The sequence below is a fragment of the Streptomyces panacea genome (assembly GCF_040560175.1).
Lineage (GTDB): Bacteria > Actinomycetota > Actinomycetes > Streptomycetales > Streptomycetaceae > Streptomyces > Streptomyces panacea.
On the sequence record NZ_JARJHW010000215.1, the window covers coordinates 1 to 11,684 of the forward strand.

Annotated in this window: 12 protein-coding genes; 8 read left to right on the plus strand and 4 right to left on the minus strand. The window is 70.9% G+C overall.

Translation table 11 applies throughout. From position 1 onward, the window contains the following. Positions 1 to 59: 59 nt before the first annotated feature. The 3 genes from P3L51_RS31675 to P3L51_RS31685 all read right to left on the minus strand — a co-directional run bounded on the left by P3L51_RS31675 (position 60) and on the right by P3L51_RS31685 (position 2,859). Entirely contained in the window at positions 60 to 269 is a 210-nt protein-coding gene (locus tag P3L51_RS31675) for a hypothetical protein (protein ID WP_354608786.1), read from the minus strand. Positions 270 to 491: 222 nt separating this feature from the next. After that, positions 492 to 1,520: an NAD(P)/FAD-dependent oxidoreductase gene (locus P3L51_RS31680; RefSeq protein ID WP_354608775.1), complete on the minus strand. Its 1,029-nt coding sequence runs from the start codon at positions 1,518 to 1,520 to the stop codon at positions 492 to 494. Between the two features lie 610 nt (positions 1,521 to 2,130). Then, complete coding sequence (locus tag P3L51_RS31685; RefSeq protein ID WP_354608776.1) at positions 2,131 to 2,859, minus strand: SDR family NAD(P)-dependent oxidoreductase; 729 nt, start codon at positions 2,857 to 2,859, stop codon at positions 2,131 to 2,133. Between the two features lie 118 nt (positions 2,860 to 2,977). Between P3L51_RS31685 and P3L51_RS31690 the strand changes: the two genes are divergently transcribed. After that, positions 2,978 to 3,580 (plus strand): TetR/AcrR family transcriptional regulator, encoded by a 603-nt coding sequence (locus P3L51_RS31690; protein ID WP_354608777.1) that lies wholly within the window; start codon positions 2,978 to 2,980, stop codon positions 3,578 to 3,580. 169 nt (positions 3,581 to 3,749) lie between these two features. Here the strand turns inward: P3L51_RS31690 and P3L51_RS31695 are convergent, their stop codons facing one another. Then, entirely contained in the window at positions 3,750 to 4,724 is a 975-nt protein-coding gene (locus tag P3L51_RS31695) for a glycoside hydrolase family 6 protein (RefSeq protein WP_354608778.1), read from the minus strand. Positions 4,725 to 5,847: 1,123 nt separating this feature from the next. Here P3L51_RS31695 and dhaK point away from each other — a divergent pair. The 7 genes from dhaK to P3L51_RS31730 all read left to right on the plus strand — a co-directional run bounded on the left by dhaK (position 5,848) and on the right by P3L51_RS31730 (position 11,616). Continuing rightward, positions 5,848 to 6,840, plus strand: coding sequence for a dihydroxyacetone kinase subunit DhaK (dhaK, locus tag P3L51_RS31700; protein WP_354608779.1), 993 nt, complete (start codon positions 5,848 to 5,850; stop codon positions 6,838 to 6,840). A 73-nt stretch (positions 6,841 to 6,913) separates the two neighbouring features. Continuing rightward, complete coding sequence (dhaL, locus tag P3L51_RS31705; protein ID WP_354608785.1) at positions 6,914 to 7,558, plus strand: dihydroxyacetone kinase subunit DhaL; 645 nt, start codon at positions 6,914 to 6,916, stop codon at positions 7,556 to 7,558. Next, complete coding sequence (locus P3L51_RS31710) at positions 7,555 to 7,965, plus strand: PTS-dependent dihydroxyacetone kinase phosphotransferase subunit DhaM (RefSeq protein WP_354608780.1); 411 nt, start codon at positions 7,555 to 7,557, stop codon at positions 7,963 to 7,965. Before dhaL ends, P3L51_RS31710 begins: the two co-directional genes overlap by 4 nt. Positions 7,966 to 8,098: 133 nt before the next feature. Beyond that, a complete protein-coding gene (locus P3L51_RS31715) occupies positions 8,099 to 10,144 on the plus strand; it encodes an FAD-dependent oxidoreductase (RefSeq protein ID WP_354608781.1) in 2,046 nt (681 codons plus the stop codon). Between the two features lie 29 nt (positions 10,145 to 10,173). Next, positions 10,174 to 10,797 carry a PadR family transcriptional regulator gene (locus P3L51_RS31720; RefSeq protein WP_354608782.1) on the plus strand — a complete coding sequence of 208 codons (624 nt, stop codon included), beginning with the start codon at positions 10,174 to 10,176 and terminating at the stop codon, positions 10,795 to 10,797. A 111-nt stretch (positions 10,798 to 10,908) separates the two neighbouring features. Continuing rightward, positions 10,909 to 11,076, plus strand: coding sequence for a hypothetical protein (locus P3L51_RS31725; protein ID WP_354608783.1), 168 nt, complete (start codon positions 10,909 to 10,911; stop codon positions 11,074 to 11,076). 84 nt (positions 11,077 to 11,160) lie between these two features. Next, positions 11,161 to 11,616 carry a tellurite resistance TerB family protein gene (locus P3L51_RS31730; protein WP_354608784.1) on the plus strand — a complete coding sequence of 152 codons (456 nt, stop codon included), beginning with the start codon at positions 11,161 to 11,163 and terminating at the stop codon, positions 11,614 to 11,616. Positions 11,617 to 11,684: the final 68 nt, after the last annotated feature.

An 11,684-nucleotide genomic window follows, 5' to 3' on the forward strand; every position in this document is an offset into this window, starting at 1 on the left:
CGAGAGGGCGGGGCAGCCCAGCGACAGACCCGCGAGATTTCCGTACCGGCCCGGGCGGGTCAGTTCGAACGCTCCGGCATCGCGCGGCGCGATCCAATCGCCGGCACGGCATCGAAGACAACCAGGATGTCGCGGTCACCCGGCTTCCGGCGCCCCGTCTCGATGAGGTCGGTGACCACCCGGCGGACCTGGGCAGCGGTGACCTCGGCGACATCGTCGGGCGGCCCCAGCCGCAGCGCGTCCAGGGGAATCCTCGTGCGAGCGATCACGTTCGGAGCATCGTTCGAGCTCAGACCGGAAAGGACCAGACCGTGGGCAGGGCGGCACCGCGCTGCGCTGCGCCATCGCCAACGACCCTTACGGCCACGGATCAACCGCGCCGCGCCCACGTGAGCGGGACTGCCGCAGGTCGCCCTCCCAGTCCATCACCGCCGTGACGGCTGATCGGCGCCGCGCCGTCGCCCGACGCCGAGGCGGCACCAACCTACCCACTAGAAGCGATCCGGGCGGCAACCTGACAGAGCCGGCTCAACGGTTCCGTCGACCAACTCCCTTGCGACCAGGCGGCCCACGGCCGCGGCGAGCGTGATCGCCGAGTGCATCACCGCCAAGTAGAGGCCGGGGACCTCGGCGACCGGGCCGACGATCGGCTCACCGTCGACCGGCATCGGGCGCACTCCGAGTCGGCTGCTGAGCAGCTCGACGCCCCCGGCGCCACGGAAGGTGGACCGGACGGCGGCCAGGGTCCGTTCGGGCGAGTCCGCGGCGGCGATCAGCCGGTCCGCGGCGACCTGCCGAAGATCGAAGTCCTCGGTGTTGACGACGGAGCGGACCAGTCCGGCCGGGGCGCTGAGCCGGAACAGCGGAGACGGCGACGGTTCGACCGGGACGCGCACACCGAGCGTCGCGCCGAGCGCGGCCGTGGCAACTCCGGCCGCCAGCACCACCGTCGCACCGGAGAGGGGTCCTGCCGCCGTCTCAATCCCGGCGATCCGGCCCGCTGTATCCCGGCGGACCGCGGTGACCCGCGTGTCCAGATGTACTCGGGCTCCATGGGCGCGGGCGCCCGCGACCAGCCGCTCGGTCACGCCCACCGAGTCAACAGCGCCGTCATCCGGCGCCCAGACAGCCCACTCCGGAGGTTGCCGAAGGGTGGGTTCGAGCGTCGCCACGGTGGCCGCGTCCACGATCGTCTGCCCGGGCCCGGCGTCCGGCGCACTGTCCTCCCTGTTCCAGCTCAGCGAGCCGGACCAGTTCACCGGGAGCCCCGGCAACTCGGCCCCGAGCCGGTGGTACTCCGCCGTCGCGGTGGCCCGCAGCCCGGCGGCCGGACCTTTACGTACGCCGGACGCTCCGATCCAGGCGAACGAGTCCCCCGTCACGCCGGCGCCTGGCCGCCCGGCGTCGACCAACGTCACGGCAGCGCCCGCCCGGGCGGCGTGATAGGCCACCGACGCGCCGACAATGCCGGCGCCGACGACGACCAAGTCCCCACTCCCCGATGAGCTCAACACGTTCACGACCCTAACGTCCGCCCGCGCGGCCCGTAAACGGGATAGATCTGACGTTCCGACAGAGCTCCTGCGCATGGGCTCGGAGCAGATCGGTCGAGACGGTCCAGAGGCGCTTGGCGGTGGCTGGATCGAGCGCCCATTCCCTGACACCGTGCGGGCGCTGCGCGAGGTCGGCGCCGTTCGGCACGGTGCAGGTCTCTTGTGAGTCGTAGAGGTAGCGGCTTCCGGAGTGAGCGACCTCGGGGACGACGGCCGCGACGACGCTGGTGGCGGCCCCTTGTTCGACCGTTCCGTACGTGAAGACTCCGGGCGGCCTCAGCCACGTCGAGCGACTCCTTCTGTTCCGGGTGAAGTTCCGCCGAAGTCCCGTCGCGATACCGCCGGGGTGCACCGCGTTGGCGATGATGCCGTCAGGCGCCCAGAGGCGAGGCGGTCATGTGGGGTCCGGGGACGGCCTGTCCCGCGTCCGCCGAACGGACCCGGCTGCGGTGCTGCCGGTGCGGCACGACGTTCCAGAATTCTGGACCGGCCGCAACATCGTGGTGGCCGAGCAGTTGCGGTGGGAGGGCCGGGGCGACGGGGGACGTGGGGCGCGTGGGTCATGAGGACGGACGCGTCACGAGTTCGCGATGGCGGCCAGGTCGAAGGCTTGCGGAGGTCCGGCGAGGGTCGCCTTCGCGTCGATGCCGAAACGGTCGAGGATCTCGACCTCCCCCGCCTCGATTCCGTCCAGAGCGAGTCGGGCGAGGTCGGCAGGGTCGTTCACGTCCTCGGAGAGCGTGAGCCCGGCACCCCTGACGAAGTCCCTCAGCGTCTCGGTGGCGATCGGGCCGGCGACGAGGGCGGAGACGAGGGTTCTCTGGCCGACCAGTTCCACCCGGACACCGTTGGTCAGGCCCCACTGTGCGGACTTGGCGGCGGCGAGAGAGGTGTTGCCGTCGACCGTGGTCCACGCCGTGGACGAAAGGACATTGAGGATGGCACCGCCGCCGTTACCGGCCAGGACAGGGGCGAACGCCCGGATCATGGCGAGCGTGCCGTAGTAGTTCGAGTCCATCATCTGCCGGATCGTGTCGAGGTCACCGGTCATGAGGTTCCCGACGCCGGTGAACCCGGCGTTGTTGACCAGGAAGTCGACGTCGGTGGCGACCTGGGCGGCGGCGTCGACGGATCCCTGGTCGGTGATGTCCAGGCGCAGCACCTCGGCGCCGGGGATGTCGATGAGCTCAGGACGGCGGGCGGTGGCGTAGACCTTCGCCCCGCGTCGCAGCAGTTCGACGGCCAGGTGATGACCGAATCCGCGGTTCGTGCCGGTGACGAGGGCCGTGGCGCCGTGCAGTTTCATGGGTTTCCCTCTGAGGTCCGGGCGGACGACGCCCCAAGTACAACATGACCGGTCGGTCATGTTGATGGCGACAGTAGAGTCAACATGACCGACCGGTCAACTTGCTAGGATCGCGACTGTGCCTACACCCCCTCGCCCCCCGCGCGCCGACGCGGTACGCAACCGCGCCGCGCTCCTGGCCGCGGCCGAGACAGAGTTCGCGGAGCGGGGCGTCGACGCCTCGATCGCCGACATCGCCCGCCGCGCGGGCGTGGCGAAGGGCACCGTCTTCCGCCACTTCGCCACCAAGGAGGAGCTGATCACCGTGATCGTCGGCGGCCGCTTCAGCGCGCTCACGGCCGTCGCCCGGCGACTCCTGGACTCGCCCGATCCCGGCCCGGCGCTGCTGGAGTTCCTGACCGTGGCCGCGGACAGCCTGCAGTACCAGGACATGGCGTTTCTTCAGACGGTCAGCGAGTGCGATTCGAAGGTGGCCGAGCTCCGGGACCAGCTGCACGCGAGCGTCGGGGCGCTGGTCGACCGGGCGCGCGAGTCGGGGACCGTCCGAGCCGACATCACCGGGACCGACGTCCTCCTGCTGCTCTGCGCACTGATTCACACGGCCGGCTTCCTGTCGAACCCGAAGCCGGCCCTGTGGCGGCGTTACCTCCCCGTCCTCTTCGACGGGTTGCGCCCCGAGGGTGCCAGTCCGCTACCCGGCCCGGCACCGAGCTGGCCCTGACGTCAAATCCGATCCGGGGCCGACGAGACTCTGCGGCGTTCCAGAATTCTGGATCACCGGCGACATGGTGGTGGAGCCCGGGACGGGACCGATGACTACGGGCTGCGGACTACAGGCTGCGGGCTGCGACCGGGAGGAAGCAGCCCGCAGTGACGAATCGGGCGGTCTCTCAGTATCCGTAGATCATCTTGTACGCGACTTCCGGGAGGAACTGACCGGCCACGGAGCCTGCGCCGACTCCGCAGTTGCCGTCGGACTCGCCGGGGGTCTTCAGCCACAGCAGCATCTCGGCCCCGCCGCCCGTCTGGCTGACGGCCCCGATCCTCCGCCCGGCGGGGTTGCACCACTCGCCGTTGGAATCGTTGCCGTTGCGGCTGGTGTCGATGACGAAAGGCTTCGTGTAGCCGTAGGACGCCGACAGCGCCGAGTTGATGGCGTTGCCGTAGCTGACGTTCCGGCCGTTGCCGTAGTAGTTCGAGATGTTCGACGAGAAGCCGTGCGCCTGTCGGACCCCCGCGCCGTCGAGATGCCGGGCCATGGTGCCCGCGTCGATCCAGGCGGGATTTCCGGCATCCAGGTACGTCCACGTGTTGGGCGCGTGCGCGGAGAACTGCGCCAAGGCGTCTCTGAGCATGGCGTTGCGCTCATCGATCTGCTGCTGGGACAGACAGCTGAAATCACCGAGGGAGTCCGGCTCGATCACCACCAGCGCCGGTCGACCGCCGACGGCCGAGGCGAAGGCGGAGATCCAGGTGCGGTACGCTGCCGGAGAACCCGCCCCACCGCCGGAGTGGCCGCCACAGGCGTCGCGGCCGGGGATGTTGTAGGCGATCAGGACGGGAAGCTTGTCGGCGGCGTCCGCGGCTCGTACGTAGGAGCCCACCGCGGCCCCGATGTCACCGCTCCAGGAACCGAACCACCTGGCCATGGGCCGCGAGGCGATGTTGTCCCGGATCGCCGGCGCCCGTCCGTCGCCGGGGTTCGCCGCGACCCATACGGCCGGAGTCGAGTTCGGGTCCGCGTAGAACCCGCTGGTCATGCCGATCGGATCGGCCAGGACTCCGGCGTCGGCCTGCCCGGTGCCGAGGGGCAGGAGCAGGCACGCGAATGCCGACGCGACGAGCGTACGCAGTAACTTTCTCATGAGTGCAGCCCTCTCTGGGAGCGCTCCCACATCGGCGGTGACTCAGCTGCTGCGAGGGAGACGCGGGTGGGGGGAGGATCGAGCGGCGGGCCCCTCGGAGATTCCTCCGAGAACTGCCGCTGTCAGACGAGACGGTGACAGGGGGTCAGCCCGCTGTCAATGAGTTCGGCGAGGGCCGCGGGATGAGGGCGCGGGGAGGCGCTGCACTTCGCCCAGTGGCTGCTCGGCGTCCACTCCGCTCCGCGTACCACGAGCCTCCGGCGTCATACCGCCGGCCGCACGCCACCCCGTCCCCGGCCTACTCGATGCCACCCAGGACGAGTTGGGGTGCGGCCGGGCCTGGGAGCACCCACCGGGTCACGCCCCGCGCGGTGCTTCACCGAACCCACCGTGCGCGGCGGCGAGCCGTGGAGTCGGCCACCGGGCCGCACTCGAAGTTCGCGGCCCGACGGACGATGGCCTGCCGATGTCCTGGCCACCACCGGCTCCGGCCGGCGGATGGCGTGGGAGGCGCGGATGTCCTCCATCACCACCACCACCGCCGACGCGCGCCGCCGCCGAAGCACCACCAACCTCGTGTACGACGCCGTCACCGTGTGCTGGGTCGTCGTGGAAGCCCACCGCCCCATGGACGCCCCACATACCCGCGCTACCCGTACGCCCCCGGCCGAACGCGCCGATCCCCGGCGCGTGATCAGCGCCCTCCTCCGCCGGACCGGCCCCCGCACTCGCCGACCAGCTCATGAACAGGAACGCGGCGCCGACAGCACCGAGCCGACCTCGCCCGCAACAACGCCGGGCCCCGCTCACCAACGCGGCTGTCGACGGCGGCTCCTGCTGCCACGCCGGCGCCCGCGGGACGGCCCCGAGCCGGTGAGGCTGTGGACAACCGGCATCGACTCGCGCAGCCAGGACCACCGCCCACTATCCACACGACGTCCGCGCGCCAGGCTTCACGATCACGCCTGCCTCTTCGATACTGAAGGCGCCGGCCATGGGCGAGCCGGGCCGGACGCGGCCTGACGACCAGCCAGGAAGCCGGAGTGGAATCAGCGACAGCCCCGCCGGGGGACGCCATCGACCGTTACCGATCGCCCGCCCGCTACCTCCCCAGGAGGATCCGTTGAGAATGCTCATCAATGTCCCGGAGACCGTGGTCGCCGACGCGCTGCGTGGGATGGCCGCCGCGCATCCCGAGCTGTCCGTCGATGTGGACAACCGTGTCGTCGTACGCCGCGACGCCCCCGTCGAGGGAAAGGTGGGGCTCGTCTCGGGCGGCGGTTCCGGGCATGAGCCGCTGCACGGGGGCTTCGTGGGGCCCGGGATGCTCTCCGCCGCCTGTCCGGGTGAGGTGTTCACCAGTCCCGTACCCGATCAGATGGTGCGGGCCGCCGCCGCTGTGGACAGTGGTGCGGGTGTGCTGTTCATCGTCAAGAACTACACGGGCGACGTCCTCAACTTCGACATGGCCGCCGAGCTGGCCGAGGACGAGGGCATCCGCGTCGGCAAGGTGCTGGTCAACGACGATGTCGCCGTGACGGACAGCCTGTTCACGGCGGGCCGGCGCGGTACGGGTGCCACGCTCTTCGTGGAGAAGATCGCCGGCGCCGCCGCCGAGGAGGGCGCGCCGCTGGAGCGGGTGGAGGCGATCGGGCGGCAGGTGAACGAGAGCGCGCGCAGTTTCGGTGTCGCCCTCAGCGCCGTCACGACCCCGTCCAAGGGCAGCCCGACCTTTGATCTGCCGGACGGCGAGCTGGAGCTGGGCATCGGGATCCACGGCGAACCGGGGCGTGAGCGGCGCGCCATGATGACCTCGCACGAGATCGCGGACTTCGCCGTTGACGCGGTGCTGGAGGATCTGCACCCGTCGGGCCCGGTGATCGCGCTGGTCAACGGTATGGGAGCGACTCCGCTGCTGGAACTGTACGGCTTCAACGCCGAGGTGCAGCGGGTGCTTGCCGAGCGCGGCGTCGTGGTGGCCCGTACGCTCGTCGGGAACTATGTGACCTCGCTCGACATGGCCGGGTGCTCGGTGACGCTCTGCCAGGTCGACGAGGATCTGCTGCGGCTCTGGGACGCGCCGGTGCAGACGCCCGCACTGCGCTGGGGCCGCTGACTCCGTAGAGACGCAGACCCGTACGCCCGACGCTCTTCGAGGAGACCTTGTGCCCGACCAGGATTCCGAGCCGGTGCTCGACGTCGATTTCTTCCGCCGCTGGCTCACGACGGCGGCCGCCTCCGTGGAACGGGAGGCCGGCCATCTCACCGAGCTCGACTCGGCGATCGGCGACGCCGACCACGGCAGCAATCTCCAGCGCGGCTTCCGGGCCGTGACCGCGGCGCTGGACAGCGAGCCGCCGGCCACCCCCGGCGCCGTACTGGTCCTCGCGGGACGGCAGTTGATCTCCACCGTGGGCGGCGCGTCCGGGCCGTTGTACGGGACGCTGCTGCGGCGTACGGGCAAGGCGCTCGGCGACTCCGCCGAGGTCACGCCCGCTCAGCTGGCCGAGGCCCTGGGAGCCGGGGTCGCCGCGGTGGCGCAGCTGGGTGGCGCGAAGGCCGGGGACAAGACGATGATCGACGCGCTGGAGCCCGCGGTGGCGGCGCTCGGCACCTCGTTCGCCGCCGCGTCGGCCGCCGCGGACGAGGGCGCGGTGGCGACCGTACCGCTCCAGGCCCGCAAGGGCCGGGCCAGCTATCTCGGTGCGCGCAGCATCGGGCATCAGGACCCGGGCGCCACGTCCTCCGCGCTGCTGATCGCGGCCCTCGCGGCGACGGCGGGCGAGGGCGTGTCAGGTGAAGGCGTGACAGGTGAGGGTGTGGCGGGCGGATGAGTACCGAGAAGCCGGTGGGCATCGTGCTCGTGTCGCACAGCCGGGCGGTCGCGGAGGCCGTCGCCGAACTGGCCGTCGGGCTCGCGGGCGGTGGCACGACCGCTCCGGTGGCCGCCGCCGGTGGCACTCCGGACGGCGGGTTCGGTACGAGTTCCGAGCTGATCGCGGGGGCTGCCGCCGAGGTGGACCGGGGCGCGGGCGTCGCCGTTCTGGTGGATCTCGGCAGCGCCGTGCTGACCGTCAAGTCGTTGCTGGCCGAGGGCGACGAACTGCCTCCGGGCGCACGGCTGTTGGACGCGCCCTTCGTGGAAGGCGCGGTCGCGGCCGTGGTCACGGCGTCGGCGGGCGCGGACCTGGACGCGGTGGAGGCGGCGGCCGTGGAGGCGTACAGCTACCGCAAGGTCTGACCACCGCGAGGACCGGCGCCGCCGGACAGGGGCAGTACGCGGAGAGAGACGGGCCACACTTTGTGCAACCGGTTGCACAAAGTGTCCCGCCGGGTCTACTACTAGTGAGTAGCCACCGCGCGAGGAGCCCCCCATGAGCCCGTCCCCGAGCCCGTACCCCCGACTCTTCAGCCCGCTCGACCTGGGCTTCGTCACCCTCCCCAACCGGATCCTGATGGGCTCGATGCATGTCGGCCTGGAAGAGGCCGAGAACGGCTTCGCCCGGATGGCCGCCTTCTACGCCGCCCGCGCGCGCGGCGGCGTCGGCCTGATCGTGACCGGCGGCATCGCGCCCAACGACCGGGGGCGGCCGTACGAGGGCGGCGCCCGGCTCACGACCGAGGCGGAGGCCGAGCAGCATCTGCGGGTGACCTCGGCGGTGCACGGCGCGGGCGGCCGGATCGCGATGCAGATCCTGCACTTCGGGCGGTACGCCTACCATCCGGACCTGGTGGCGCCGAGCGCGCTCCAGGCCCCCATCAGCCCCCATGTCCCGCACGCCCTCACCGACGACGAGGTGGAGGAGACGGTCGAGGACTTCGTACGGGCGGCGGAACTGGCGCGGCTGGCCGGGTACGACGGCGTCGAGGTCATGGGCTCCGAGGGCTACCTCATCAACGAGTTCATCGCCGCGCGCACCAATCGGCGCGAGGACCGGTGGGGCGGCAGCTACGAGAATCGCGTCCGCTTCCCGCTGGAGATCGTCCGCCGTATCCGGGAGCGCGTGGGCCCCGACTTCATCCTCATCTACCGGCTGTCGATGCTCGACCTGGTGCCGGGCGGCTCCTCGCTCGCCGAAGTCGTCACGCTGGCCAAGGAGATCGAGGCGGCGGGCGCGACGCTCATCAACACCGGTATCGGCTGGCACGAGGCCCGGATCCCGACGATCGCCGCGTCCGTGCCGCGCGGCGCGTACACCTGGGTGACCAAGGCGCTGATGGGGTCGGTCTCCCTGCCGCTGATCACCAGCAACCGCGTCAACACCCCTGAGGTGGCGGAGCGGTTGCTCGCCGACGGGCGCGCCGACATGGTCTCCATGGCACGCCCCTTCCTGGCCGATCCCGACTTCGTCGTGAAATCGCGCGACGGGCGCGCCGACACGATCAACACCTGCATCGGCTGCAACCAGGCCTGTCTGGACCACACGTTCAGCGGAAAGATCACCTCGTGCCTCGTCAATCCGCGGGCGTGCCACGAGACCGAGCTGGTCCTCTCCCCCACCCGGCACGCCAAGCGGGTCGCCGTCGTCGGGGCCGGCCCCGCCGGTCTCGCGTGCGCCGTGTCCGCCGCCGAACGCGGGCACCGGGTCACACTGTTCGACGCGGCGGACAAGATCGGCGGGCAGCTCGACATCGCCAGACGGATCCCCGGCAAGGAGGAGTTCAACGAGACACTCCGCTACTTCCGCGGCCGGCTCGAGCACCTGGCGGTGGAGGTACGACTCAACACCCTTGTCACGGCGGAGGAGTTGATGAACGGTACGGCGGTGGCCGGGTTCGACGAGATCGTCGTGGCGACCGGCGTCACGCCCCGTACGCCCCGGATCCCCGGCATCGACCACACCCGCGTGGTCAGCTATCTCGACGTACTGCGCGGCGATGTCGCCGTAGGCGAGCGCGTCGCGATCATCGGCGCGGGCGGCATCGGATTCGACGTCGCCGAATTCCTCACCGACAGCGGCGACGCGGCGAGCCTGGACGCCGACGCCTACTTCCGCCAGTGGGGAGTCGACACCGACTACCGCTCCCCCGGTGGACTGCGGGAGCCCGTACGGCCGAAGCCGCCGAGGACGGTCCACCTGATCCAGCGCAAGACGGGCAAGGTCGGCGCCGGACTCGGCAGGACCACCGGGTGGATCCACCGCACCGAGCTGCGCCACCGGGGAGTCACCACGATCTCGGGCGCCGTCTACGACCGCGTCGACGACGAGGGACTGCATCTGACGGTCGAGGGCTCGCCCACCGTCCTGCCCGTGGACACCGTCGTCCTGTGCGCCGGGCAGGAGCCACGGCGCGAGCTGTACGACGCGCTCCGCGCGGCCGGGGCCTCCGCGCATCTCATCGGCGGCGCGGACGTCGCCGCCGAGCTCGACGCCAAGCGCGCCATCGACCAGGGGACGCGGCTGGCCGCCACGATCTGACCGGCGGTCCGAACTTTTAGGATGCGGTCATGTCCCTCCCCCACGCCATCCTCACCGCCCTCCTCGAAAGACCCTCCTCGGGCCTGGAACTCACCCGGCGCTTCGACCGCTCGATCGGCTACTTCTGGTCGGCGACGCATCAGCAGATCTACCGGGAGCTGGGGAGGCTGGAGCAGTCCGGATACATCCGCGCCCTGACGTCGGCGCGGCCGGCCCGGGGGCGGAAGAAGGAGTACGAGGTGCTGCCGGCCGGTCGCGAGGAGCTGACCGGCTGGGTGTCGGGCAGGGAGGATCCCAGGCCGGTCCGGGACCCCCTGCTGCTGAGGATGCGGGCGGCGGCGGTGGTCGGCACCGAGGGACTCCCGGACGAGCTGCGGCGCCATCTCGCCCTCCATGAGCGGCAGTTGGCCGAGTACACGGACATCGAGGCGCGGGACTTCGCGGCGAAGGCGGTGGAGAAGGCGGAGGAGACGGGCACGGGCGGGTCGGCGGAGACGGGCGGGAGCAGGGACCCGGCCGGGAAGACGGAGGCGGACCGGCTGCGGCATCTGGTGCTGCGCGCCGGGATGGATCTGGAGCGCATGTGGGTCGAATGGCTCACGGAGGCGCTCCGCGAGACGAGCGCCGCACCGGCCGGGTCCGACGGCGCGTAGGGCCGCGTCCCCTCAGCGACACCATGGTCACCTTCCAAACAACGTCCGGCACCGTGCGTCAGCTCCGACATGCTGGACTCCCGCTGTCAACTGCCGTACGGAACCGGAGAAATGGCCAGTTCCGCGCCGCACCTCACCGCGCCGCCGAAGGTGCTGTTCGCCCCGCGTGTCGCGCGTGCGGTGCCGTTCCGTCCGGCGCGGCGCACGCCCGTCGAGCCGCCGATGTGGCGGGAGTCCGACGCCCGTACCTGGGAGAACGGTCGCACCTCGGAGACCTGATAACTTCTACATCACTGTAGAAACAGACACTGTCCGTGCCATCCCTTCCTCCGGTGCGGGCAGCCCGAGACATACGGAGCACTCATGGCCCTGTGGGATCGCATCAAGGAATCCGCCCAGACGATGCAGACCCAGCTGGAGGCGAAGAAGAACGACCTCAAGAGCGGTTCGTTCCGGGACGCCAGCATGGCGATGTGCGCCCTGGTCGCGGCGGCCGACGGTTCCATCGACCCGGCCGAACGCCAGCGTGTCACGCAGCTGATCACGAGCAACGACGTGCTGCGGAACTTCCCGCCCGCCGATCTGCAGAAGCGCTTCGACGACTACCTGAACAAGCTCATCGCCGACCCGGCGCTCGGCAAGGTCAACGTGCTCCAGGAAGTCGCCAAGGCGAAGAAGAAGCCGACCGAGGCGCGTGCCGTCATCCAGATCGGCATCGTCATCGGCGGCGCCGACGGCAACTTCGACGCGCAGGAGCGGGCGATCGTACGCGAGGCGTGCTTCGCGCTCGACCTCCAGCCGCAGGAGTTCGACGTCTAGGTCGTGTCTTCGAAGTAGCGCCGCCCGCCCGCAGGGCGGGGCCCGCGGCGGCTGGTGCGGTGCATCGC